Raw genomic sequence first — 24,653 nt, 5'->3', positions numbered from 1 at the left:
ACCGACTCGATCATGAAATCGGACGTGGCACACTGCCGGTTATCCGGTTTGCCCGGTGATGGCGTCGCTGAGCGCGGTGGCCAGCGATCCGCCAGCGCGAGGTCTGAGCAACTCCGTCCGGTGCACCAGACGTGGAGCGGCCAGCGGCACCTGGTCGATCCCGGCGCAGGACGGCACCGCCGACCGGGGCAGTACCGCGAGCCCGTGCCCGGCCGCGACCAGCGCGACCAGCGCGGCGATATCGGTGCCGGCGTACCGGATCGAAGGTCGCGGGTTGTCCGAGCGGGCGACGGCGCTCAGGTCCGATAACGCGGCCGTCACGTCGGGTGCGTCGATCCACCGGGCATCCAGCAGATCGTCCAGCGTGAGCCCGGGACGCGGGCCGAGCGGATGGCCCTCCGGAAGCAGCACGACGAGCGGCTGCTCGGCGACCGCGACGCCGACAAGCGCGCCGGAGTCGAGCAGCCGTAACGGGTCGCTCGGCGCGACCACGCCGTCGACAAGGGCGATGGTGTACTCGCCGGTGGCGAAACCGGCAGCCACCGACTGCCGGTCGGCGACCCGTACGGTCACGTCGAGGCCGGGCCGGGTCCGGCGTACGGCGGTGAGTGCGGTCGCGACCCGGGCCGTCGCGGCCAGCGGGGTCATGCCGAGGCGCAGGGGCTCGGTCGGCTCCGCGGCCGCCTGCCGGACGTCGACCCGGGCCGCGTCCAGCCGCAGCAGGATCGGGCCGGCGTGCTCCAGCAGCCGCTCCCCCGCCTCGGTCGGCGCCACCGGACGGCGGTACAGCAGCATGGTGCCGAGATCGCCCTCCAGCGCGGCGATGTGCTGCGAGACCGCGGACTGGGTGTAACCGAGTCGCCGGGCGGCCGCCGAGAACGAGCGGCAGTCGGCCACCACGACGAAGGTACGCAGCAGGTGCGGGTCCACCGCATCAGTGTTGCTTATCAGACCAGTACTGATCATCGTTGGTGCTGCACGGGGTCGGCGGGCCAGGATGATGCCATGTCCGAGACCCGATCCGCCTTCACCGCCCGGGTCGCCGCCGTCGGTGACCGTTCTCCGCACGTCCGCGCCCATGCCCGCATGCCCGTGCTCCTCGACGCGCTGCGGCTGCGTGACCGGCTCGACCTGGACCTGTACTGGATCCCGACGCCCGAGGCGGCGGACGGCGGGACGCTGGCCGGCTTCGACGGGATCTGGCTCACTCCGGGCAGCCCGTACCGGAGTGAGGTGGGTGCGATCAGCGCCGTCCGCACCGCACGCGAGCAGGGCATACCGTTCCTCGGTACCTGTGGCGGCTTCCAGCATGCCCTGTTGGAGTACGCGCGTGACGTGTGCGGGCTGTCCGGGGCCGCGCACGGCGAGAACAACCCGGAGGCGACCGGGGAACTGCTGATCGAACCGCTGGCCTGTTCGCTCGCCGGGCACGAGGGGACGGTACGGATCGCCGCCGGCTCGCTGGCCGAACGGGTGCTCGGTGCCGGCCGGAGCGTCGAGCGTTACCAGTGCTCCTACGGGGTCAATCCCTCCTATCTGGACGTCCTCCGGGCGCACGGGCTGCATCTGACGGGCTTCGACGAGGCCGGAGACGTACGCGTCGCCGAGTTGCCGGGGCACCCGTTCTTCCTCTGTACCCTCTTCCAGCCCGAACTCGCCGGGGACGGCACGGTCGTGCACCCGATGATCCGCGCCTTCGCCACGGCCGCCGCCCTGCACGCCGGCAGTCCCGATCCGATACCCGCGACCTGACTGTCGCCGCCCGGTCCGCGCGCGCCCCTGACCCGCCCGACCGCCCGGTGGCCCGTCAGCTCGGAGCCGGGGAGAGTGGCCGGTTCAGCCCCACGTGGAGGTATCCGGCCCATCTGGTCGGAGTCGACGGGAACTCGTCGCGCAGCGCCCGTACCGTGTCGGTGAGCGCCCGGGCCGCGTCGGCCGTCGCCGGTGGCCTGGTGCCACCGCCGGTCAGGGTGCGGTAGAAGGCCTCGGCGACCCGGGCGCTGTCCGTGGTACGCCACATTGTGCCGACGACCCCGCGGAACCCGGCGAGCTGGAACGCCGACGCCAGGTGCAGCGGCTCGTCGGTGAAGGTCGGATGGGCCTCGGCGGTGCTGCACGCCGACAGGAAGGCCAGTTCCGGCCGGTCCAGCCGGTACGAGCGGACCAGGTGCGGACTGAGCGTCGCCGCACCGAGTCGCAGTCCACCGCCGAGCATCGCGTTGGCGCTGGTGTCGGCGACGCCGTGGCAGGCGAAGTGCGCGATCGGGTGGACCCGGAGCAGGTCCTCGACATCGCGCAGCGCCACCTCCGTCCCGCTGAGCAGGGCGGAGCCGGGAATCAGCCGGGCGACGTGCTCGACCTCGGCGCGTACCTCCGGCAACGCCGACGATCGCGGTGCGCCCGGTACGCCGACGACCACCGCCGTGGCGGCGGCCGGTGGCCGGGGCCGCCCGGTCGCCGCGTGGGCGAGCGCGTTGAGTGTCGGAGTGTACGACGACACGGTACGGTCGAGCACCGTACGCGACCGGTCCGCAGCCTGGTGGTGACCGGCCGCGTGCAGCGGAAGCCGGGCCAGCGAGCCGACCGGGCACCACCAGATCCTCGGCGGCGGACCCTCCGCCGGGGCGATCCGGTCGAGTACCGGCCCGGTGACGGCGTCCCACAGCCAGGCCAGCACGTCGAGCAGATCCTCCTGGGCGGCGACCCGCCGGTCGAAGGGTACCGCCGGCTCGGTGGCGTCGAGCACGGCCGCGTACATCCGGGTGACCTGGCGTTGGACGGCGGCCTCACGCAACTCGGGCAGCCGGACCAGCTCCACCGGCCGTCCCGGCTCCGCCGGGACCAGCAGGGCGTCGCCCCGGTCGCCGAAGGTGTTGACGACGACCACCGGCAGACCCCGGAGCCGTTCCCGGAGCACCGGCAGCGACGGTGGCCGCAGCAGGTCGGCGAAGCCCGGCAACGCGCGGATCCGGGCCACCAGCCGGTCCCGCTCGGCGGCGAGTTCGCGGGTCCGAGGCAGCCAACTGGTCCGGGGATCCCACTCCCGGGTGCTCTTGGCCAGCGACTCGCCGGACGCCGTGGTCCGCTCCACCTCGATGATGAACGTGCGGACATGCGTGTACGCGTCCGCCTCGGCCAGTTCACGTTCGACCCTGGCCAGGTCCGCGGCGAGCAGCGGATCGACGGCAGCCAGCTCCGCTCCGCCGACGCGGATGTCCAGGGCCTCGTTGAAGAGCAGGCCGCGCCCCCGTTCCAGGAGTTCGACGGCGGCGTCGGGATCTCCCGCCGCGACCGCGACCGCGGCGGCCTCGGACGCCAGCCCGCCGAGCCGGGCGATGGCGTCCAGCCGGCGCCGGCCGGCGGTCGACCGACTGATCACCGAGGGGATCCGCTGGACGGCGCGTTCGAGCGCGGCCAGTCGGGCGGCCGGATCCGCCGCCTCGTCGGCGAGTTCGGCCTGGCGGCGTTCGGCGTCGATCCGGCGCTGCGGATCGGCCACCGGCGAGGCGGCGATCGCGGCGTAGGTGGCGATCGCCTCGGCGCGCGCCGCCGCCGCGTCGGGCCCGCCGAGGCCGGCCAGCTCGGCCGATGCCCGGGCCAGGATGAGGGCCCGGATCGGCCACCAGTGATGCCCGGCCGGAGTCTCGTCGAGCGCCTGCCGGGCCAGTGCCACGGCTCCGGCGAGCGCGTCCAGGTCACCGCCGAGCACGAACCGCTGGTACCGCATCTCCGCGATCGAACTGCGGATCCGCGGCTGGTCGGGATGGCCCGGCGGCAGCAGCGCGAACGCCTCCGCGAAGATCTGCTCCGCCGCCAGCAGCTCCACCGGGTCCTTACGCCGGAGGGCGTGCTGGGACAGGCTGCTCGCCAGGTTGTAGGTGAAGCCGACCCGGCGGGAGTCGTCGGCGGGCAGGGCGGCGAGCGCACTCCGGTTTGCCTGTACCGCCTCGGCGAGCAGCGCGTCGTCCGGTGCCAGGGCGTCGCGATGCACCAGCATGCTGGCGAGGCTCATCAGCCGCACCGGGTACACCTCCTGGTCGGCCGAGGTGTGCGCGACCGCCTCCCGCTGGTGCCGCACCGCCTGATCCAGGGCGTCGCGGTCGCCGGCCAGCCGTCCGGCCCGGGCGTACGCGTCGGCGAGCACGCCGAGCTGGGTCGGTCGGGCCTCCGGGTGCGCGTCGGCCAGCTCCAGAGCGGCCCGGGCGGCGCTGACGGCCGCCTCGACCAGCGCGTCGGACCGCCTGTGCAGTCCCGCGTCACCGGCCGCCCCGGCCAGCAGGTTCAGGAGTTCCCGGCGCAGCGGGTGCTCCGGGCCGGCGGCGTCCAGGGCGATCTGGGCCCAGATCGCGGCCCGCTCGGCCCCGTCCAGTTCACCGCCGTGCTGCCAGCGGTCGTGTTCCGCCTGGCCGAGCAGGAGCAGGGCACGCGGCCGGGCCGGGTCGAAGGCGGGTACCGCGGCGCACAGCACCAGGGCCGAGTCGAGCCGCTCGGCCAGTACCTCCGGCGAGGTGTCGACGCCGACCCGGTCGGCCAGTTCCCCGGTACGCCGGAACAGCCGGTCCAGCAGCCCCGGCTGCTGGGCGGCGCCCAGCACGGTACGCACCGGTTCGAGGCCGACCGCATGGGCCAGCAGGTTGCCGACCTCGTTGAGCCGCTCCAGTCGGGACGGCAGCTCCGGATCCTCCGGAGCCGACGAGGTCACCGCGTCCCGCCAGGCCGCCGTCGCCTCGAGCAGGATCTCCACCGACGGCTGTTCCGGAAGCTCCGCCAGCCGGCGCAGCGCGGCACCGAGCCGACCGACGAGGTCCAGCTCGGTCGGCCGCCGGTGCCAGCCGAGCTGCGCGGCCCGACGGTAGTCGCCGACCGCCATCTCCAGCGCCCTCGGGCCGGCGCCCTCGTCGAAGTACAACTCGAAGAGACGGCCCCGGAAGGTGAGCCGGGCCGGCCGGTGCGGGTCCCGGGCGGCGGTGACCGTCAGCGCCTTCGTGGCAGTGTCCAGCGCGTCGTCGTACCTGCGTCCGTCAAGGGCGTGCTCGGCGACCGCGAGCAGCGCGTCGGCGAGGTCGGTCAGCAGCGCGGCCTGGAGCAGGACGCCGGGCCAGCCACGCTGCCGGGCCGCATACGGGAGCCACTCCCGGTAGAGGCTGACCAGCATCCGCAGCGCCCGATCGTCGCCGGCCAGGTGCCGCTGCCGCAGGCGGTCGACCCGTTCGGCCTGCTGCCGGCTCAACAGGACGGCGGAGAGTTCGTCGACTCCGGACGGACCGGGCTCACGGCACTCGTCGCGCAGCGGCTCGGGCACCAGATCCGGTTCCCGGCGCTGGAGCTGGCGGAACAGCTCGACCGCCGCCTGGCGCTCCCGCAGCCCGTCCAGCCCGGGCAGCAGCAGATAACGGCACCAGTGCAGCCGAGCCAGCACCCCCGCCACCTGCCAACCCGGGCCCCGGTCACCGACCTGTGGGCCGAGGCGCTGCGCCGCGTCGGCCAGCTCCGCGTCGAGCGGGATCGACGGATCGGCGCTGCGCTCGTACTCGTCGAGGGCGGCGGTGATCAGATCCAGGTCGCTTCTCGACATCGCTGCGTCCCATCGTGCGGCCGGGCTACCGAGGCTGCTCCGCGGTCGCCTTCCGGCACACAGTCTCGCCGACCGGGGTGGCGGGTGCGCGGCGACGCCACCCGGTGCCCGCGCCTCGCGACGATGCGGTGCGCCGGGCGTTACTGTGTCAGCGGAATCCGGCCGGCCGACGCACGGGGAGCGGACATGGAACTCGTCGCGCAGCGCATCGGTCGGCTCTGCGGCCAGGCCGGCGGCGGACAACTCCGGGAGTACGCCGAGCGGTTCGGCGCCGCCGACGTGCTGGGCCGGATCGCCGACGCGATCGGGCAGGGACGGCTGGACCGGCAACTCGAAGCCGACCTCGACCGGCTCGACGTCGTGTTCGCCCGGCACGGCATCGACGGGCTGACCACCGGCAGCCGGGGCTTCGAGACCTGGCGGGGCGGCGGTGGGCATCCCACGGTCACCGGCTGGACCTGCCCGAACCGGCAGGCGTGTGCCCGGGCGGAGCGGGCCGGTGACGGTGACCGGCCGACCTGCGCCCTGACCGGGCTGCCGTTCGTCGAGACCCGGATCACGCTGTGACCGCCTTCCTCGCCGAGCTCGGCAAGCAGTTGGTGACCCGGTGGACCGCCACCCTGATGGTGCCGGGGGCGCTCTTCGCCGGGGCGGTGGTGCTGGCGCAGGTGCTCGGGCACCGCCATGCGGTCGACCGTCGGGTGCTCGGCACCTGGCTGGACACGGTCGGCGCCACCCCGGCCAGCGGGCGCAACGCGGCCCTGCTGATCGCCGCGGCCGGGTTCCTGCTCGGCGCCGCCGCGGCCGGGCTGCTGGCCGGCGCGGTGGGCCTGCTCGTCGAGTGGACCTGGGGGCTGACCGGCTCGGCGCCGGTGCTGCGCTGGCTCGCCGGGTCCCGGCAGCGGCGGTGGGCCACGGCGGACGCCGAGGTGGCGGAGGCGGAACGCGCGCTGCTGGCCGATCCGGCCGATCCGGCGGCCCGGGCCCGGGCCCGCCGGGCGATCGCCCGGCGGGACGCCATCGGCCTGGTAGCGGCGGAGCGGCCGACCTGGATCGGCGACCGGCTGCACGCGGCCGACGTCCGGGTGCACCGCAGCTACGCGATCGACCTGGCAGCGGTGTGGCCGCGACTCTGGCTGGTACTGCCCGAGCCGGTACGCGGCGAGTTGACGGCGGTGCAGGACCGCTGCGCCTCGGCGGCCCGGCTCGCCGGCTGGGGTGTGCTGTACGTCCTGCTCGGCGCCCTCTGGTGGCCGGCCCTGTTCGTCGGGGCGGTGGCCCTGCTCACCGCCCGGTATCGTGCCCGGCTCGCCGTCGGCGTCTACACCGACCTGGTCGAGGCCGCGGTGGACCTCTACGGTCGCAAGCTCGCCACCCACCTGGGACTGTCCGGCCAGGGCCGGCTCACCGCCGAGACCGGGGCGGAGATCAGCGCGATCGTCCGCAAGGACGACGTGGTACGCCAACTCCGCCCGGTCGCACCGGCCGGCGCTCCTCCCCCGCTGCCGCTGCTGCACGGCTGACGGCGTGCCGGCCGCACGCTACTCACGTGCTCCGGCGCCCCTACGGTTGCCGACGGCGCGGCCGAGGCGCCGCGACGGTCAGGGCCGCCAGGACGGGTTGTGCAGGATGGCCAGGTTCTGCCGGGCGGTGACCGCCAGCGCGTGATCGGCGCCGGCCAGCGCGTCGAGCACCGCCCAGTACGCGGTGATCGCCGGTTCCCGCTGGCCGGCGAGGGCGAGGGTGGCGGCCAGGTTGTTGCGCCGGCCGATCGTCTCCAGGTCGGCCGGCCCGCGCCGCCGCTCGGTGTGCCGGACGTTCTGCCCGTGCAGGTCGATGGCGAGGGCGTACTGGCCGGCCTGCTGGTAGCCGACCGCCAGGTTGTTCCGGAACACCAGGGTGAGTTCGCCGTCGACGCCGTGCAGGTGCTCGGTCACCGCCACCAGTTCGCGCAGCACGTCCAACCCGTCGTCCAGCTCACCGGCCGCGAGGTACGTCTGGCCGAGCGCGTTGCGGACCTTCAACGTGTCGTCGTCGGTCGGGCCGAACGCCCGGGCGGCCTCGGCCGCCAGCGGCCCGAGCACGGCGACGGCCTCGGTGAACGCCCCGCCGAGCCGGTGGTTCTCGGCCACGGCCAGCCGGTAGGCCAGGGTGCTGCGGTCGGCGAGCGGCTCCCGGCCGAGGCTGGCCGCCCGCCAGACGTCCAGGGCCATCCGCACCGTACCGAGCTGGCCGTCGACCTGGCGCGGGGCGGGCGGTGGCGTCGCCGGCAACGGGGCGTCCGGCCCGGCCTCCCGGGTCACCCACCCGGCGAGGGTCGCCCGCAGGTCAGCCTGGCGGACGCCGTTGACGTGCAGCCGGGCCCGCCCCCGGTCGGTCTCCAGGTGCAGCGTGGCGCCGTCGCCGTCCACCTCGGACAGCGACGTCGCCAGCACGAAGGTCACGATGTCCGGTGACCGTACGTCGAGTCCGCGCAGGTCGGGCCAGCGGAACTCAAGGAAGCGGCGGAACCGCCCGCGTACCACGATGCCGGGACGGTCGAGGACGACGGTGAGCTGCCTGGTCTGGTCGGTCCGGTCGGGATGCCCGCCGAGATAGGTCACCCTGGGCAACGTCAGCGCCGGCATCCCGACATCCTCTCACCCCGACGCCGCCCACCGACCGGGCTGGACGACGCCGGCCGCCCCGCCGCCGCGCCGTACCGGTTCCGCCGACGCCAGCAGACCGCGTCGACCGGTGAACTCGATCGCGGTGGCCGCACCCAGCTCGGCGGTGGCGGCGAACGCCGGATGGCCGAGCGCGCCGAGTGCACCGCCGTACGCGGTGACGAAGGCCGGCTCCGCCTGCGGTGCGGCACTGTTGCGCTGCGAGGCCCGGGGTGCCGCCAACGCCTGTGGCAGGGACATCCCGAGGTCGATCCGGTTGACCAGGATTTGCAGCACGGTGGTGATGATGGTGGCGCCGCCGGGGGTGCCGAGCGCCAGGAACGGACGGCCGTCGTCGTCGAGCACGATGGTCGGCGACATCGAGCTGCGGGGGCGCTTCCCGGGCGCGGGCAGGTTCGGGTCCGGCGCCGCACCCGGGGTCTGGGCGAACGTGAAGTCGGTCAGCTCGTTGTTGAGCAGGAATCCGCGCCCGGGCACCACCATCGCGTTCCCGCCGGTCTCCTCGATCGTCAGGGTGTACTCGACGACGTTGCCCCAGCGGTCGGCCACCGTCAGGTTCGTGGTGCTCTGCCCGGGGTTGGCCGCGATGCCGGCCGTCACGGTCGCGCAGTCGCCGTACCGGCCGTCGGGGTCGCCGGGCGGTACCGGCTTCGGTGCGGCCCGGGCGGGGTCGAGCCGGCAGGCGCGCTCGGCCGCGTACCGGTCGTCGAGCAGTTCGCCGAGGATCCGCCGGGAGGTGCCGTCCCCGACGTACCGGTTGCGGCCGGCGAAGGCCAGGGCGCTCGCCTCCAGGTAGTGGTGCAGCGCCTCGGTGACGGTCAGCTTCGACAGGTCGAACCGCTCCAGGAGGTTCAGCGCCTCGCCGACCGCGACACCGCCGCTGGACGGCGTCGACATGCCGTACACCTGGTGGCCCCGGTAGTCCGACCGGGTCGGCGCGGGGAACCGCAGTTCGTAGCGGGCGAGGTCGGCCCGGGTCATCCCGCCGGCCTGGATCGGGAACTGCCACGGCACGGCCGGGTCGGCGGCGACCGGCGGGCGGCGCACCGCCGCGACGAGGTCCGCGCCGATCGGTCCGGTGTAGAAGACGTCGACACCCCGCCGGGCGATCTGCCGGTATATGCCTCCGGCGGCGGCACGGCAACCGGAGGCCCGGCACGGACCGGCTCCGGTTGTTGCCTTCGTGGTCCTCCGGCGTGCCTGCCCGCACCACCCGTAGGGCATCCTAGGACGATAGGTTGATCGACATGGACCTCAGGTTGGTCAACATCGGTGGGCTTGCCTCGCACCCCTGCCGCTTCGACCATCTTGGACCAGGGAGGTATCGCAGTGCGCCGCACGACACGATTGTCGGCACTCGCCGTTGTCATCCTGACCGCCGTCACCCAACTCGTGGCAGTACAGCCGGCGCAGGCCGCGCCCGCACCGTTGGGCAAGCAGAACTGGGTGGTGAGTACGGCCGGCTTCCGTACGGACGCCTACCGCAACTACGTACGCCTCGGCTATCTGGTCTTCGGCACCACGGGCAGCACTGTGGAGCACAACTTCTGGACCTGGAACCAGGCCGACCACCCGCTGCCGATCCGCAGCGGCGACGTCTACTACTGCGGTGACTGGGTGCCCGGTCGCAACCCGCGCAACAACTGCCAGATCAAGACGGCACCGGGCTTCACCGGGGAGCCGAACGGCCGGTTCACCGGCACCTACCAGTACGACCAGCCGGCCGGAGAGGTGACCATCACCTGGACCAGCAGCACGGTCGACGGCACCACCAGCGCGGTCAACCTGGTCGAGACGTGGACCGTGTCGAGCCCACGCAGCACCCTCGGCCGGATGCAGTTGGCGAGCGACAACTATTCGCTGACCAGCGGCATCGGGTACGGCAGCAACGCCGGCCTGAACCAGGAGACCAAGGCGTCGATGGCCAGCGTCCGGACCAGGTCCGAGACGTTCCTGCTGGAGGGACAGGCCTGGAACGGAAACAGCATCGTCAACTACACCCGGGGCAGCGCGGGCGGGCTGACCATGAACACCTGGCAGTTGTGCGACGACGGCTCGTGCCTGGGTTCCGTGCAGGACAACGCCGGCTGTTCCCCGGCCTCGTGCTGTGCCGCGGGCCCGGGGGTACCAGGCCTGCGTCGACCAGCTGGCGGCGCAGAACCGGCGCTTCTACTACCTGAGCAACGCGTTCGGCGGACGCCGGAACACGTACGAGTTCTGGTGCGAGTGCCTGTCGTACAAGTCGTGCTACGAGTACAACAGCCACGTCCGGCCGCTGTTGCAGGTCATCGATGACTCCGGCGCCTTCCGAGGCTGGGTCGGCACGGAGGTGAGCCCGGACCGCACGGCGCCGCGCGACGCGCGCGGTGAGTTCTACGCCGCCTTCGCCCTGGTCGACTGAGCGGCGGCAGCAGGTAACCGAAGACGATCGCGGGGTGGGCCGGCGGCAGGGACCGCCCGCCCCGCTCCCCGCTCCGGGTCAGGGCGTACGCGAAAGCGGGCCGGCGGCCGGTCGAGCGAGTCGCCGGGTGGCCAGCTCGGCGAGGAGCGCGGCGCCGTCGGCCAGCACGCTGTCGTCGTAGACGGCACGGGGCGAGTGGTTGCCGGGCGCCGTCTCCGGGTCGTCGGTGGCGCAGGCACCGAGGAAGACGAAGGCTCCGGGCACCCGGCCGAGCACCCGGGAGAAGTCCTCCGAGCCGGTCATCGGGTGGCGCATGTCGACGAACCGCTCCGCGCCGAACAGCTCCCGGACGGTCGACGCGGCGAACTCGTGCTCGTCGGGGTCGTTGGCCGTGACCGGATACTCCGGTTCGTACCGCACCTCGGCGCGCAGGCCATGTGCCGCCGCGATCTGCTCGCATAGCTGGACGGCGTGCCGGCCCAGCTCAGCGTGCACCGCGGGGTCGAAGGCCCGCACCGTCGCCTCGAAACTCGCCTCGTCCGGGATGACGTTGCGCCGGGTTCCGGCGTGGAAGGTGCCGACGGTGAGCACCACCGGTTCGAACGCGTCGAACCGGCGGGTGACCATCGTCTGTAGCGCGGTGACCATCTCGCAGGCCACCGGCACCGGGTCCAGGGTCACGTGCGGCCGGGAACCGTGCCCGCCCGCCCCGACGACGGTGACGAAAAGACCTGCCGAGCCGGCCATCAGCGGGCCGGGGCGGGAGGAGAAGACGCCCCGGTCCAGGATGGACGAGAGCACGTGCAGCCCGTACGCGGCCTCGACCGGGCGGCCGGCGGCGGTCAGCACCCCCTCGTCGATCATGTGTCCGGCGCCGTTGTAACCCTCCTCGCCGGGCTGGAACATGAACACCACGTCGCCAGCGAGCTCGTCGCGGCGGGCGGCGAGCAGCCGGGCGGCCCCGACCAGCCCGGCGGTGTGCAGGTCGTGCCCGCAGGCGTGCATCACCCCGTCGTGCCGGGAACGGTAGTCGACGCCGCTGCTCTCGGTGATCGGCAGCGCGTCCATGTCGCCCCGGAGCAGCACCGCCGGTCCGGGCGCACCGCCGCGCAGCACGGCGGTGACCGAGGAGAGTCCGGTTCCGGTGCTGATCTCCAACGGCAGGGGTGCGAGCGCGGCCAGCACCCGTTCCTGGGTACGCGGCAGGTGCAGGCCCTCCTCCGGGATCTGGTGCAGTTCCCGGCGCAGCCCGGCCAGCTCGTCCTGGATCTCCGCCGCATCCTCGCGCAGGCTCATCCGTCTCTCCCCGCCCTGGTCGTACCGCCGTGGCCGCTGCCGCCGAGGTCTCGGACGCCTCCGTCGTGGCTGGTCCGCGCCCCGACCTCGGGGATATCGAGATCCTACGGAGCCGGCCCGGGCGATCAAGTCTCATGATCATGCGCGGGCGCCGGACGTGACGAACGGCACCCGTCCCTGGTGGCCCTGGCTTTCCCGGTGGCGGCCTCGGCCGGAGCGGAACGGGCTGGTCGACCTGACGGGCGGGTGACCGGCAGCCGTCCGCCGGTCGGAGCCCGGATGGCCGGTGGTCGTCCACCGGCGGCTCGGCTGGCGTGACCCGCGACCGGTCGTTATGGTGCCGTCGGCGCGGCTACCCAGCGCTCCCCATGTCTTAGGAAAGGCGCGGCATGACCCCTCCTCCCGGCCCTTCGCGACGCCAGGTGCTCGCCGTCGCCGCGGCCGCCGCGGCAGCACCGCTCGTCGGGGCCGCACCGGCGCAGGCCCATCGGCAGACCAGGCCGAAGACCTACGACCTGACCGTACTCGGCACCTCGGACACCCACGGCAACGTCTACAACTGGGACTACTACCGGGACGCCGAATACGACGACAGCGCGCACAACGACGTCGGCGTGGCGAAGCTGGCGAGCCTGGTCAAGCAGATCCGGGCCGAGCGGCGCGGCAGGGCGACGCTGGTGCTCGACGCCGGTGACACCATCCAGGGCACGTCGTTGGCGACGTACTACGCCAAGCAGGAACCGATCACCGAAACCGGTGAGACGCACCCGATGGCCCGGGCGATGAACATCCTCGACTACGACGCGGTGACGCTCGGCAACCACGAATTCAACTACGGGCTGCCGCTGCTGGATAAGTGGATCAAGCAGCTCGGCTTCCCGGCCCTGGCCGCCAACGCCGTCAACGAGCGCACCGGCAAGCCGGCGTTCACCCCGTACCTCATCAAGAAGGTGTCGCTCGGGCCCGGGGCACCGACGCTGCGGGTCGGCATCCTCGGCCTGACCAACCCCGGCACCGCGATCTGGGACCGGGGGCACGTCGAGGGCAGGCTCCGCTTCGAGGACATGGTCGCGACCGCCGCGAAGTGGGTACCGGTGATGCGCCAGCGCGGCGCCGACGTCGTGCTGATCTCCGCGCACGGCGGCGACAGCGGTACGTCGAGCTACGGACCCGAGCTGCCGAACGAGAACCCGTGCGCGATGATCGCCGAGGAGGTGCCCGGGATCGACGCCATCCTGTTCGGGCACGCCCACGCCGAGGTGGTCGAGCGGTTCGTCACCAACACCCGGACCGGCGAGCGGGTACTGATGTCGGAGCCGTCGAAGTGGGGCCAGCGGCTGACCCGGATGGACTTCACCCTGGAGCGGGACCGCAACCGCTGGCGGATCACCGGCAAGCGGGCCACGATGCTGAACAGCAACACCGTGCCGGAGGACCCGAAGGTGCTCGCGGCGGTACGCCGGCAACACGGAAAGACGGTCGCGTACGTCAACCAGGTGGTCGCCACCTCGGCGGTCGAACTGTCGGCGGCGGAGTCCCGCTACCAGGACACCCCGATCCTCGACTACATCAACAAGGTGCAGACCGACACCGTCACCGCCGCGCTGGCCGGCGGCCAGTACGCCGACCTGCCGGTACTGTCGATCGCCGCGCCGTTCAGCCGGACAGCGGTCTTCCCGGCCGGGGACGTACGCATCAAGGACGTGGCCGGGCTCTACATCTACGACAACACTCTGGAGGCCGTACTGGTCAGCGGCGCCGAGCTGCGCGCCTACCTGGAGTACTCGGCGAAGTACTTCCGCACCCTCTCCCCGGGCGCGCCGGTCGACCCGGCGCAGCTCACCGACCCGAGCGTGCCGGACTACAACTACGACACCATCTCCGGAGTCGACTACGACATCGACATCAGCAGGCCGGTGGGCCAGCGGATCACCAGGCTGACCCACCCGGGCGGCGGGGCGGCGGTCGCCGACACCGACCAGTTCGTGATCGCGGTGAACAACTACCGGCGCAGCGGGGGCGGCAACTTCCCCGGCATCGTGAAGCCGCAGATCTACAACGAGCAGCAGGAGATCCGCCAACTGCTGATCGACTGGGCGCAGGCCAAGGGCAGCATCGACCCGGCCGACTTCTTCCAGCCGAACTGGCGGCTGGTCCGCGAGGGCGTACCGGTCTTCTGAGCCGGGCCGTCCGGTGATCCGGGACGGCTCGGCGGCCCTGCCGGGGCATGGCCGGTCGGCCGGTGACGGCGGCGGGTGTTCGGGCAGGCGCCCGGCTGGGAGATCCCGGCCGGGCGCCTCGCATTCCGGCGTGCCCGATCGCCGGGCCCGGCCGGGCAGGTCGGGTGCGGGCCGGAGCGTGTTTAGCGGCTCGCGCGGAGGGGAGACAGCGTCTCCGGACGGGGACCCACCCGCCGGACGATCCGCCGTTGCGGCGGTACCGGTCCGCCGGGGTGGTACCGGACGAGGAGGAGTCGAGGTGGCCGACGCACGACGAGCAGGCCCGATCCGATCCACCGTCACCCAAGGGAGACGGCCGGCGGACGGTCGAGGCGGCAGCAAGCGCACCCCCACCAGGCCGGCCGCGGCCCGCAAGGCCACCGGCGCGAAGAAGGCCCCGGCGAAGAGCAGCGCGAGGGCGAAGAAGGTCGCCACCGCCACCCGACGGGCCACCGGGGCGACCGCCGCGAAGACCCCGGAGAAGCGGGCGGTCTCTGCGGCGAAGGCGGCGAAGAAGGCCGCTCCGGCCAAGCGGACCGCGCCGTCGAAGCGGGTACCGGCGAAGAGTGCCGCCGCGAAGCCGGCGAAGAAAGCCGCCGCGAAGAAGGCCACGGCCCGGAAAGCCGCCCCGCGGAAGGCCACCGCGAAGAAGGCCGCCGCGAAGCGGGCCACGGCGGCGAGCGCCCGCAGGAGTACCGCGAAGACGACGGCGACCCGGAGGGCGACCGGGTCGCGATAGCCGTCCGCCGGGGCGCCCGGTAGCCAGAGCTGGCCCGGCTCGACCGGGCGGTGCTGGTGGCCACCGCCGGGACGCGCAGGACCAGGCCAACGCCGGCACTCCGGTCGCCAGGGACCAGCTCGCCCCCGGCGACCTCGTCTTCTTCGCCCGCGCCAACGGCACCGGACGGGTGCACCACGTCGGCATGTACGCCGGTGACGGCTACCTGGTCGACGCGCCGACCAACACCGACACCGAGGAGAGCGGCGTCGAGTACGTCAAGCTCGACGAGCACCGGTACGCCCACGAGTACGCCGGAGCGCGCAGGTACCTGTAGCCAGGTCCGGCCGGGCGCCTCGGCGAGGCCGGCTCAGTACCGGGTGCTGTCCTGGACCAGCGGCGGATAGCCGGCCGAGGAGACGCCGTCGACGGTGGCGCCGCCGAACTGCAACATCGCGCCGGTCTGCCGGTTGAGGTCGTACGGGTAGTTCAGCTTCGGCGCCGACGCCTCGTCGAGTACGGCGATCTGCTGCTCGCTGAGCCGGACGTCCAGTGCGGCCAGGTTCGCCTCCAGGTGTGCGACGCGGCGCGGCCCGAGGATCGGTGCGGTGACCGTGGGGCGGGCGCGCAGCCAGGCGAGGGCCACCGCGGCCTCGCTCGCCTCGACCTCGGCGGCGACGGCGGTCACCGCGTCGATGACGACGTACTGGGCCTCGGTGGGGCCGCCGGTGATCTGGCCACGCCGGGTGTCGGCGACCTCGGCGACACCGCGACGGTACTTGCCGGAGAGGAATCCGCCGGCCAGCGGGCTCCACGGGGTCAGCCCCATCCCGGTGTCCCGGGCCAGCGGGACCAGTTCCCCCTCGACGGTACGGGCGAGCAGCGAGTACTCGACCTGGAGGGCGATGACCGGCGTCCAGGACCGCAGCAGTGCCATGGTGTGCGCCTGCGCGGTGTACCAGCCGGGGGTGTTGGAGAAGCCGACATAGCGGATCTTGCCGGCGGTGACCAGCGTGTCGAGGGTCCGCATGGTCTCCTCGACCGGGGTGTGCGCGTCCCAGTTGTGCAGCCAGTACAGGTCGAGGTAGTCGGTCTTCATCCGCCGGAGCGTCTGCTCGAGCTGGGCGACGATCGCCTTGCGGCCGGCGCCGCCGCCGTTCGGGTCGCCCGGGTACATGTTGCCGAAGAACTTGCTGGCCAGTACGACCCGGTCGCGCAGGCCCGGGCGGGCCGCGAAGAAGTCACCGAGGATCGCCTCGGAGTGGCCGTTGGTGTAGAAGTTGGCGGTGTCGACGAAGTTGCCGCCGCGATCGAGGTACGTCTGCAGGATCCTCTCGGACTCCTCGACCGAGCAGCCCCAGCCGCCTTCCTCGCCGAAGTTCATCGCGCCGAGGGCGAAGGGGCTGACCCGCAGCCCGGAGCGGCCGAGGGTGAGGTAGGAATCGAGCGACATGTGCGGCTCCCCAAGGTTCTGGCGCAGAAGTGGACCACTCCACTACAGCAGCCCGACCCGCCGCACCGATTTAACGATCCTCGCTACCTCTTGCACGATCCTGCTTGTTGCTGCTGAATCGAGTTAGTGATCACCAACTGGCGCGGCCGAGGGCGGTGCCGAGGCGGTCGAGGTGCTGGGCGACCGGGCCGGCGGTGAGCATGCCGCTGCCGGCTCCGGCCAGCTCGTGCACCGCCGGTGCGAGTGCGGCGTGGGCGCGCTCCAGCATCGCCCGGTCCTCCAGCATGATCGCCGCCTGGCCGGTAAGGCACCAGAGCGCCTCGAAAAGCATGTCGTGCGGCGGCTCCGGGGTCCGGCGCAGCGCCACCGCGGCATCGCCTGGGCGGTCCTGAGCGAGCAGGACGAGTGGTCGGGCCCAGGGCGCGTACGGGCCCCAGTCGGTGTGCTGGTCGGCGGAGGCCGGTTGACCGTGCCAGACCCGCAGGCAGAGCAGGGCCAGCGGCAGCAGCCCCCGCTCGACCCCGGGCATGCCGGCGCCGGCGAGCTGTGCCGCCGCGGCCCGGTAGCCGGCCTCGGCCTCCGGCGCGGGCGCCCCGGTCGCGGCCAGCCGCATCGCCCGGTACCACCCGGTGAAGACGGCCGCCAGCGGCCGTTCGTGCCGTTCGGCGACCCGGTCCGCCTCGGCCGCGTGCGCGTCCGCGGCGGCGAAGTCCCCGAGCGCGCCGCGGGCCTGGAGCCGGATCAGGTGGCCGAGCACCTCGAAGGTCGGCAGGTCGTTGCGGGTGGCGAGCGCGACGAGTTCCGCGCCGACCTGGTCGCGCTGCGGGGCGAGCCCTGCGCGCCGGAAGCTCTGCATGAACACGCCGTTGAGCGCGAAGGCCAGCAGGGCCGGATCGCCCAGCTGGCGGGCGATCCGCTCCGCCTCCCGGGCCGCCTCGGGCCCGCGTGCCGCCCGGGTGCCCCGGGACTCCACGGCGATCGTGGCGAGCAGGCGGGCTCGGGTGGCGGCGGACGCGCCGGGGTGCAGGGCGGCCAGGGCCCGTTCGGCCGCCGCCACGATCCGGCCCGCCTGTTCCGGGTCGTCGGAACGCGTCCAGATCGCTGGTACGTCGTAGCCGCCGATCACCCGCGCGGTGAGTTCCGGGTCACCGAGTTGCTCGGCGGCGGCGATGGCCGCGAACCGCTGTTCCCGGGCGGCTTCGAGTCCGCCCGCGCCGGCCACCGCGAGACTTCGCAGCAGGCCGACCGTGGACTCCAGCCTGACCCGGGCGCTGGACGCCACCGTCCGGTCGTAGGCCGCCGTGGCCTCCGCCCAGACCCGGTCGGCCGCCCACGGCGCGGGGCCGGCGTCCGGGTCGGTCTGCCGGAGGATGTCGGTCTCCAGCCGGCGCAGCCGCGGACCCGGGTCGACGCCGAGCTGATCGAGGAGGAGACCGCGGGCCCGGCGCAGCACGGCCAGCGCGTCCCCCTGCCGGTCCGTGCGGTAGAGGGCGAGGGCCAGCAGCCGCCACGCCTCCTCCCGCCAGGGATGCTCGGCCACATGGGCGTCGAGATCCGCCACGGCCTCGGCCGCCCGGCCGAGCGCCAGCAGCGCCTCGGCCCGGGACTCGACCGCGTGCAGCCGTAGCTCTTCGAGCCGGCTGCGCTCCGGGCGGGCCCACGACTCGTCGTCGAACCCGGCGTACGCCGGCCCTCGCCACCAGCCGAGGGCCTGGTCGAGGCGGTCGAGGGCCGGTTGGGGTGGTCCGGCAGGGCCGGCGGCGACCGCCTCCTCGAACCGCCAGGCGTCGACCGTGTCCGGCGCGGCCCGGAGGGCGTACCCCGGTCCCTCGGTGACCAGCAGCCGGGCCGGCTCGCGCGGTGGCCGGTGCGGCTCCAGTGCGCGCCGCAGCGCCGACACGAACGTCCGGACCGCGCTCACCGCACCCGTCGGAGGCTCCTGCCACAGGTCGTCGACGAGCCGGTCGACCGGGACGACCCGACCGCGCGCGACGACGAGCCGGGCCAGCACGGCGCGGTGTCTCGGCCCTTTCACGTCGATCGGCGCGCCGGAGGCGTCCCAGACGACGACCGGCCCGAGCACCCCGAAGCTGACCTGCACCGATCCACCCTTCCGCACCGAGGCGACCAACGTATCGCGCTCATCGGTTGCTCATCGGCGATCGGCACGCTGGACGGGCCCAGCCGGGCAGGACCGACCAGGAGAGGACAACATCATGGCTGCTGCCATTTCCGGCTTCGACTACCGTCGGGTCACGGTCGACGACGACGTGACGCTGTCGGTGGCGGTGGGCGGTGCGGGCAGCCCGATCGTGCTGCTGCACGGCTTTCCGCAGACCCACCTGATGTGGCGGCACGTCGCCGCCGACCTGGCCGCCGAGCACACCGTGATCTGCCCCGACCTGCGCGGCTACGGGGCGAGCGACAAGCCCGCCGCCCGCGACGACGAGACGTACGCCAAGCGGACCATGGCCGCCGACGTCGTCACCCTGGCCCGGGAACTCGGCCACCCGCGCTTCGCGCTCGCCGGCCACGACCGGGGTGCCCTGGTCGCCGTCCGTGCCGGCCTCGACCACCCGGACGCGATCTCACACCTCGCCGCGCTCGACGTGCTGCCGACCCTCGACATGTGGGACGTCCTGCACGGCGCCCGCGCCGCGGTCGCCTTCCACCTCTACCTGATGGCCCAGCCGCCGGGCCTGCCGGAGCAGATGATCTCGGCCAGTCCGGATGCCTTCTTCGGCTACTTCCTGGACGGCTGGGCCCGGAACCCGCGGGCGATCCCGCCGGAGGTGCGGGCAGAGTATCTCCGGGCGTCCCGCGAGGCGGTGCCGTCCATCGTCGCCGACTACCGCGCCTCGGCCGGGATCGACGTCGCGCACGACGAGACGGACCGGGCCGCCGCCCGCCGGCTGGCCATGCCGGTCACGGTCGTCCAGCAGGACTGGGGGGCGGAGCTCGGCTACGACGCCGCCGCGCTGTGGCGGGCCTGGGCCCCGAACCTGGTGCACCACACCACCTCGGCCGGCCACTTCATGGCCGAGGAGGCACCGGAGGAGATCGGCAAGGTACTCCGCGCGCTCGTCGCCCGCTAACGCACCGACTGGCGGTGCCAACGCGTTCGCCGAGGTCTACTGGCGGGTGGCAGCCGGCGCGCCGTTCCGCATCCGTCGGCGGGATCGCTCCCTGAACGCCTACCAGTCGCTGTGCGACACCGCCGCCGACGGGTCCGCGAGGTGGGTGGCCTTTCCGGCGGGTTTGCCCGACCTTGTGCGTGTGGCGGTGTCGTCAGGAGCGACGTGGGACTACGAGGCCGGTTTCGTACGCGATGATGACGAGGTGTACCCGATCGCGTGCGTCGAGCTTGGCGAGGAGTCGTGTCACATACGTCTTGACGGTGGCGACGCTGATGAACATGGCGGCGGCGATCTCGGTGTTGGACATGCCGCGCCCGACAAGGGCCAGTGCTTCGCGTTCCCGTTCCGTGATGCCCTCGATCGCGGGCTGCGGTGGTGATGCGGGCTCGGGTCGGCTGGCGAACTCTTGGATCAGGCGGCGGGTGACGGTGGGTGCGATGAGGGCGTCTCCGGCGGCGACCACGCGGATGGCGGCGAGGATGTCTTCTAGTGCCATGTCTTTGACGAGGAATCCGGACGCGCCGGCGCGCAGCGCGGCGTAGACGTACTCGTCGTGGTCGAACGTGGTGAGCACGATGACGCGTACTGCGGCCGTGCCGGGGTTCGTGGTGATCAGGCGGGTGGCTTCGATGCCGTCCATGCCGGGCATGCGGATGTCCATGACGACGACGTCGGGTTGGAGGTCTGCGGTGAGCCGGATCGCTTCGGCGCCGGTGCTGGCCTCGGCGGCGACGTCGAGGTCGGGGGCGTCGGTGATGACCATGCGTAGGGCGGCGCGCACGAGGGGTTGGTCATCGGCGAGGACGACGCGGATGGTCGTCACGGCGCCGCTGGTATGGGGATGCGGGCAGTGGCGCGGAAGCCGCCCTCTGGGCGGGGTCCGGCGTGGAAGTGGCCGTGCAGCAGGTCGACCCGTTCCTGCATGCCGGCGATGCCGTGTCCGGTGCCTGTGGTGTGTCCGGTGCCGTGTCCGTCGTCCTCGATCACGATGGACAGCCAGTCGTCTCGCTGGTCGATCAACACCCGACAGTTGGTGGTGTGGGCGTGGCGTACCACGTTGGTGAGCGACTCCTGGATGATGCGGTACGCGGCGATGTCGATGTCGGGCGGCAGCGGCCGGTGCTCCCCGCGCCACCGGAGATCGACGCTGACACCGGTGGCGCTGGTTGTCGCGGCCAGCCGCTCGGCGTCGGCCACGCCGGGCGTGGGCTCGTCGAGCCGTGCCCGGTCATGGCCTGGTTCGGCTTCCCGGAGTACACCGAGCATCCGCCGCAGCTCGGACAGCGTCTGCCGGCTGGCAGCTTCCACTGCCCTCATCGCGCTGCGCGCCGCGGTCGGCTGCGTGTCGATGACCCGGCTGGCCGCGCCGGCTTGCAGGGCGATGATGCCAAGGCTGTGCGCGACGCTGTCGTGCAACTCCCGGGAGATCCGCAGCCGTTCGGCGGTGACCGCTTCAGCCGTGTGGCTGGCAGCCACCTGGTGGGCGTGGTCGCGGGTCTGCCTGATCGTGTTGCCGATCAGCCAGGCGACGGCCGCGCTCAAGGCGACGGCCGACTGGGTCGAGGTACCAATCGGGAAACCAAGCAGCACTCTGGTGATCGCGTAGCCAGCCAGCACAGCCAATGCCATAGCGCTGGCGGCGATCGAGGTACGGCGCGGCTGGGCCGCGGCGATGAAACATAGCGCCACGTCGACCGCCAGGAACTGCAGGAACGCGATCCGGGTCGAGTTCAGCGCCATCGCTGCCGCGACGGACCCGACCAGCAGCAGTGCGACGGCCGCCAGTGGCCGGCGGCGCAGCAGAGCGCTGCCGGCCAGCGCGACCACGGTGGCTACCGCCAGGTACGACCAGGATGCGGCCGAACGGTCAAAGGGATCCCTGAACGGAATAGTGGGCACTTCGCCCGGCAACCGGACAAACATGACGAGGGCATACGCCGTGGCGGCACACCAGGTCAACGCCGTCCACACGCCCGGCGGCACGGCCTTGGGCAGCGGCAGCTTCGCAGCGGTGGACACGCACCGATCGTAATCTTGCCGCTGCGACGGGGGCGTCGGCCCGTGGTTGTACAACCACGGTCGACAGCCGCCCGCCGCGATTGCCACCGGCAGCAGGATGCGGTGCGGACGCGCCCGGCGACAGTGTTAGGTGCATGATCGAAGTCAACGAGCTGACCAAGCGCTACCGGAAGGTCACGGCCGTCGACGGCCTGACATTCACGGTACGCACCGGGCAGGTCACTGGGTTCCTCGGGCCGAACGGGGCTGGCAAGTCCACCACGCTACGGATGATCCTCGGCCTCACCGAGGCCACCAGCGGCACCGCCACCGTCGGCGGGCGCCGGTTTCGCGACCGCCCGCGCGGGCTGCGTCACGTCGGTGCGCTGTTGAATGCCGGCGACGTGCACGGCGGCCGCAGCGCGCGGGCCCACCTGTCGGCACTGGCCCGCAGCAACGGCCTGCCCCGCCGCAGGGTCGACGAGGTGCTGCGGGAGGTGGGACTGGCCGGCGCGGCCGCGGCAAACTGATCGCGGCAGAGCCGCTGACTGACTTCGCCGCTCGCAGCACCCGGCAACAGGTCACCGTCCGCACACCCGACCCCCGCGCCCTGACAGCCGTGCTGACCACCGAAGGCGCCACCGTCACCGAACACCACGACGGCAGCCGCACCGTCACCGGGCTGACCGCGGCCCGCGTCGGCCAGCTCGCCTTCGACCATCGGATCATGCTGCACGAAGTGACCACCCACGCCGCCTCCCTGGAGGAGGCGTTCATGGAACTGACCGCCGACAGCGTCGAATACCTGGCAGGAGAACAGCGGTGACGGCCATCGACACCCGCGCCAGGTTTCACAACCTGCTCGTCTCCGAGTGGATCAAGCTCTGGTCGCTTCGCTCCACCTACGGGGTACTCGCGGTCGGCGTGCTGATCTGCGTCGGCATCACCACGAACTCCGCCCGCTCCAACGTCGCGCTCATCAGCAGAAGCCCAAACCCGTCGCAGCGCCTCGCGATCGACCCGATGCATGCCGCCTTCGTCACGGAGGCCTTTCAGATCCTCGGGATCATCGCCTGCAGCGTGGGAGCCATCACAATCTTCGGCGAATACACCACCGGGCTGATCCGCACCACGTTCGCGGCCGTTCCGGTCCGCAGACAGGTGGTTACGGCCAAGGTCCTCGTCGTGTCAGCGGTCATGCTCGTCTTCGGCACGCTCGTCTCGGTGGCGTCGTTCGGCGTAACCCAGGCGATCTACCACCAGCACCGCATCGGCCTGTCGATCGGCGCCCCGGGCGCGCTGCGGGCAGTCACCGCGTCCGCGCTGCTGGCCCCGTTGTGCGCCCTGGTAGGCATGGCTCTCGGCGCCGTCATCCGGCACGCCGCCGGCACCATCGTCGCCGCCATCGGGCTGCTCCTACTCCTGCCGGCCCTATTCCAGGGTGAAACGTACCGGTGGGTCAAGGAGATAGGGAACGCCATGCCCTACCCCGCATGGCAGGCCCTGGCCGAGAACCCGGCACGGCACAACGCAGACCCAGGACGGCCGGCGCTCGTCGCCATGACCAAGTACCCGGTCACCGTCACCGAAGCGTGGATCGTGTTCACAGCCTGGGCCGTCGCGGCCGTCGTTGTCGCCGTGGTCGCGGTCCACCGCCGTGACCCGTAGAACCCGCCAGCATCGTGCACGGCCTCCGGCAGGCCGAGCGCGGTCGGACCTGGATCACCCTCACCGCCGCCGGCGACACCGCGCTCGCCGACGAGATCGGGCGGCTCAAGCTGCTCATCCCGCGAGTCGAGACGACCACCAACCCACCGGAGGACTGATGAATACCGAACTGACCCGCCGGCATCTGCTCGCAGCCGCGCTCGCCACCGGGGTCGCCGTGCCGCTCGGCACCGGCCGCGGCTGGGCGGCACCGGCGTCAGCGCCGCCCGGCCCGGCAGGGCTCACGCTGCCGCCACCCACCGGGCCGCACCGTGTCGGCACCGTGTCGCTGTACCTCGTCGACACCTCCCGCCCGGATCCGGTCGCCGGCCCGGGGCGCCACCGCGAACTGATGGCCAGCATCTGGTATCCGGCCGCCCGGCACGCCGGGCGTCATCCGGTGGCACCATGGCTGCCTGCCGCGCCGCTGCGCGCGCTGCTCGGGTCCGCCGGCTTCGACGCCGATGCCGCGGCGGCACCCCGCACGGCCGGCCACGAGGGCGCTGCGGTGCTACGGACGCCCGGACGGCTGCCCGTGATCGTGTTCTCCCACGGCGCCGGGGGTCACCGTTCCGAAGCCACCATCGTGGTACAGGAACTCGCCAGTCACGGCTACATCGTGGTCACGGTGGATCACACGTACGACGCGTTCAGCGAATTCCCCGACGGCCGCCTCACCGTCCCCGGCGATCTGCCGGTCACCCCATGGGACCACGCCCACGACATCCGGTTCCTCCTCGACCGCATCGAGGACCTCGCCGCCGGCCGCAACCCCGACGCCGAACACCGAGCGCTGCCGGCCGGCCTAGGCGCCGCGCTCGACCCGCGCCGCATCGGCATGTTCGGCTGGTCGAAGGGGGCGACCGCGACCGCCCTCGTCATGAACACCGACCAGCGCGTCCGGGCCGGGCTCGGCTTCGACGGCCCGATGCAGTCGCAACCAGCGGTCACCGACCTCGACCGGCCGTTCATGCTGATGACCGCCGAGTTCACCCGGGCCGCCGAGCCGAGCGTCGGCCAGTACTGGTCGCACCTGCGCGGATGGCGGCTCAACGTACACGCCGACGGCGGAGCCCACGGGTCGTACTGCGATCATCAGTGGCTGGTCCCACAACTGGCCAGGATCACCGGAATGAGCGACGAGGAACTCGCGAACTGGATCGGCACCCTCGACCCGGCCCGGGCGGTACGGATCCAGCAGGCGTACCCACTCGCATTCTTCGACCTGCACCTACGCCACCGGCGGCAGCGACTGCTCGAAGGCCCGAACCCGGCCTTCCCGGAGGCGCAATTCATCCCCTGACCCCCACTCCGAGCTGAATGTTCAGCCAGCCACTCCCCGCTGGCCGAGTTGCCGCCGGCCGCCCCGGAAAGGGTAGGGGGTCCGGTTAGGATCGTTCGCTTCCGACGAACTCGTGGTCCCGGGACGCGGACTCGCCGAGGGCGTACCCGGGTCGGCGGGACGCCCTCGGCGGAGGTCGGC

At 72.8% G+C, this 24,653-nt stretch carries 21 protein-coding genes and 2 pseudogenes; 14 read left to right on the top strand and 9 right to left on the bottom strand.

Annotation, left to right across the window (positions count from 1 at the left end; genetic code table 11):
* Positions 1 to 39 precede the first annotated feature (39 nt).
* Positions 40 to 930, bottom strand: coding sequence for a LysR family transcriptional regulator (locus AAH979_RS36480; protein ID WP_346262688.1), 891 nt, complete (start codon positions 928 to 930; stop codon positions 40 to 42).
* A gap of 75 nt (positions 931 to 1,005) precedes the next feature.
* Here AAH979_RS36480 and AAH979_RS36475 point away from each other — a divergent pair, with 75 nt between their 5' ends.
* The gene (locus tag AAH979_RS36475; protein ID WP_346262687.1) at positions 1,006 to 1,752 is read left to right on the top strand and encodes a hypothetical protein; all 747 of its coding nucleotides are present in this window, start codon (positions 1,006 to 1,008) and stop codon (positions 1,750 to 1,752) included.
* A gap of 55 nt (positions 1,753 to 1,807) precedes the next feature.
* Here the strand turns inward: AAH979_RS36475 and AAH979_RS36470 are convergent, their stop codons facing one another.
* Positions 1,808 to 5,575, bottom strand: a complete 3,768-nt coding sequence (locus AAH979_RS36470) for a CHAT domain-containing protein (RefSeq protein ID WP_346262686.1) — start codon at positions 5,573 to 5,575, stop codon at positions 1,808 to 1,810.
* A 186-nt stretch (positions 5,576 to 5,761) separates the two neighbouring features.
* Here AAH979_RS36470 and AAH979_RS36465 point away from each other — a divergent pair, with 186 nt between their 5' ends.
* Together AAH979_RS36465 and AAH979_RS36460 are read left to right on the top strand one after the other, a co-directional pair.
* The gene (locus AAH979_RS36465) at positions 5,762 to 6,142 is read left to right on the top strand and encodes a hypothetical protein (RefSeq protein ID WP_346262685.1); all 381 of its coding nucleotides are present in this window, start codon (positions 5,762 to 5,764) and stop codon (positions 6,140 to 6,142) included.
* Positions 6,139 to 7,098 (top strand): hypothetical protein, encoded by a 960-nt coding sequence (locus AAH979_RS36460; RefSeq protein ID WP_346262684.1) that lies wholly within the window; start codon positions 6,139 to 6,141, stop codon positions 7,096 to 7,098. Before AAH979_RS36465 ends, AAH979_RS36460 begins: the two co-directional genes overlap by 4 nt.
* Positions 7,099 to 7,176: 78 nt before the next feature.
* Here AAH979_RS36460 and AAH979_RS36455 read toward each other — a convergent pair whose 3' ends face one another.
* Positions 7,177 to 8,202: a tetratricopeptide repeat protein gene (locus AAH979_RS36455; RefSeq protein ID WP_346262683.1), complete on the bottom strand. Its 1,026-nt coding sequence runs from the start codon at positions 8,200 to 8,202 to the stop codon at positions 7,177 to 7,179.
* Positions 8,203 to 8,214: 12 nt separating this feature from the next.
* Positions 8,215 to 9,360, bottom strand: a pseudogene (locus AAH979_RS36450) (gamma-glutamyltransferase); the annotation flags it as partial.
* Between the two features lie 210 nt (positions 9,361 to 9,570).
* On the opposite strand from AAH979_RS36450, the gene AAH979_RS36445 reads away from it, so the two are divergent.
* On the top strand, positions 9,571 to 10,536 hold the full coding sequence (locus AAH979_RS36445; protein ID WP_346262682.1) for a hypothetical protein: 966 nt from the start codon (positions 9,571 to 9,573) through the stop codon (positions 10,534 to 10,536).
* Positions 10,520 to 10,642 carry a hypothetical protein gene (locus AAH979_RS36440; protein ID WP_346262681.1) on the top strand — a complete coding sequence of 41 codons (123 nt, stop codon included), beginning with the start codon at positions 10,520 to 10,522 and terminating at the stop codon, positions 10,640 to 10,642. The genes AAH979_RS36445 and AAH979_RS36440 overlap by 17 nt, the downstream gene beginning before the upstream one ends.
* 78 nt (positions 10,643 to 10,720) lie before the next feature.
* Here the strand turns inward: AAH979_RS36440 and AAH979_RS36435 are convergent, their stop codons facing one another.
* Positions 10,721 to 11,938: a M20 family metallopeptidase gene (locus AAH979_RS36435; protein ID WP_346262680.1), complete on the bottom strand. Its 1,218-nt coding sequence runs from the start codon at positions 11,936 to 11,938 to the stop codon at positions 10,721 to 10,723.
* 389 nt (positions 11,939 to 12,327) lie between these two features.
* Between AAH979_RS36435 and AAH979_RS36430 the strand changes: the two genes are divergently transcribed.
* From AAH979_RS36430 to AAH979_RS36420, 3 genes and pseudogenes are all read left to right on the top strand, one after another.
* Positions 12,328 to 14,118 (top strand): 5'-nucleotidase C-terminal domain-containing protein, encoded by a 1,791-nt coding sequence (locus AAH979_RS36430; protein WP_346262679.1) that lies wholly within the window; start codon positions 12,328 to 12,330, stop codon positions 14,116 to 14,118.
* A gap of 298 nt (positions 14,119 to 14,416) precedes the next feature.
* Positions 14,417 to 14,896: a hypothetical protein gene (locus AAH979_RS36425; RefSeq protein ID WP_346262691.1), complete on the top strand. Its 480-nt coding sequence runs from the start codon at positions 14,417 to 14,419 to the stop codon at positions 14,894 to 14,896.
* Positions 14,897 to 14,975: 79 nt separating this feature from the next.
* A pseudogene (locus AAH979_RS36420) lies at positions 14,976 to 15,212 on the top strand (NlpC/P60 family protein); the annotation flags it as partial.
* A gap of 33 nt (positions 15,213 to 15,245) precedes the next feature.
* Here the strand turns inward: AAH979_RS36420 and AAH979_RS36415 are convergent.
* Together AAH979_RS36415 and AAH979_RS36410 are read right to left on the bottom strand one after the other, a co-directional pair.
* Complete coding sequence (locus tag AAH979_RS36415; RefSeq protein WP_346262678.1) at positions 15,246 to 16,328, bottom strand: aldo/keto reductase; 1,083 nt, start codon at positions 16,326 to 16,328, stop codon at positions 15,246 to 15,248.
* A gap of 130 nt (positions 16,329 to 16,458) precedes the next feature.
* A complete protein-coding gene (locus AAH979_RS36410; RefSeq protein ID WP_346262677.1) occupies positions 16,459 to 18,429 on the bottom strand; it encodes a BTAD domain-containing putative transcriptional regulator in 1,971 nt (656 codons plus the stop codon).
* 115 nt (positions 18,430 to 18,544) lie between these two features.
* Between AAH979_RS36410 and AAH979_RS36405 the strand changes: the two genes are divergently transcribed.
* On the top strand, positions 18,545 to 19,423 hold the full coding sequence (locus tag AAH979_RS36405; protein ID WP_346262676.1) for an alpha/beta hydrolase: 879 nt from the start codon (positions 18,545 to 18,547) through the stop codon (positions 19,421 to 19,423).
* A 193-nt stretch (positions 19,424 to 19,616) separates the two neighbouring features.
* Here AAH979_RS36405 and AAH979_RS36400 read toward each other — a convergent pair whose 3' ends face one another.
* Together AAH979_RS36400 and AAH979_RS36395 are read right to left on the bottom strand one after the other, a co-directional pair.
* Positions 19,617 to 20,288: a response regulator transcription factor gene (locus tag AAH979_RS36400; protein WP_346262675.1), complete on the bottom strand. Its 672-nt coding sequence runs from the start codon at positions 20,286 to 20,288 to the stop codon at positions 19,617 to 19,619.
* Positions 20,285 to 21,484: a histidine kinase gene (locus AAH979_RS36395; protein ID WP_346262674.1), complete on the bottom strand. Its 1,200-nt coding sequence runs from the start codon at positions 21,482 to 21,484 to the stop codon at positions 20,285 to 20,287. The genes AAH979_RS36400 and AAH979_RS36395 overlap by 4 nt, the downstream gene beginning before the upstream one ends.
* A 134-nt stretch (positions 21,485 to 21,618) precedes the next feature.
* Between AAH979_RS36395 and AAH979_RS36390 the strand changes: the two genes are divergently transcribed.
* The 5 genes from AAH979_RS36390 to AAH979_RS36370 all read left to right on the top strand — a co-directional run bounded on the left by AAH979_RS36390 (position 21,619) and on the right by AAH979_RS36370 (position 24,473).
* On the top strand, positions 21,619 to 21,993 hold the full coding sequence (locus tag AAH979_RS36390; protein WP_346262673.1) for an ATP-binding cassette domain-containing protein: 375 nt from the start codon (positions 21,619 to 21,621) through the stop codon (positions 21,991 to 21,993).
* An 89-nt stretch (positions 21,994 to 22,082) separates the two neighbouring features.
* The gene (locus tag AAH979_RS36385; protein ID WP_346262672.1) at positions 22,083 to 22,289 is read left to right on the top strand and encodes a hypothetical protein; all 207 of its coding nucleotides are present in this window, start codon (positions 22,083 to 22,085) and stop codon (positions 22,287 to 22,289) included.
* Positions 22,286 to 23,131, top strand: coding sequence for a hypothetical protein (locus AAH979_RS36380; RefSeq protein ID WP_346262671.1), 846 nt, complete (start codon positions 22,286 to 22,288; stop codon positions 23,129 to 23,131). Before AAH979_RS36385 ends, AAH979_RS36380 begins: the two co-directional genes overlap by 4 nt.
* A 14-nt stretch (positions 23,132 to 23,145) precedes the next feature.
* Entirely contained in the window at positions 23,146 to 23,289 is a 144-nt protein-coding gene (locus AAH979_RS36375) for a hypothetical protein (protein WP_346262670.1), read from the top strand.
* The gene (locus tag AAH979_RS36370; RefSeq protein WP_346262669.1) at positions 23,289 to 24,473 is read left to right on the top strand and encodes an acetylhydrolase; all 1,185 of its coding nucleotides are present in this window, start codon (positions 23,289 to 23,291) and stop codon (positions 24,471 to 24,473) included. The genes AAH979_RS36375 and AAH979_RS36370 overlap by 1 nt, the downstream gene beginning before the upstream one ends.
* The last annotated feature ends 180 nt before the right edge of the window (positions 24,474 to 24,653 follow it).

It is taken from the genome of Plantactinospora sp. ZYX-F-223 (assembly GCF_039649625.1).
GTDB lineage: Bacteria > Actinomycetota > Actinomycetes > Mycobacteriales > Micromonosporaceae > Plantactinospora.
Note: the sequence above shows the minus strand (reverse complement) of the source record. Positions and strands in the feature narration are given on the sequence as shown.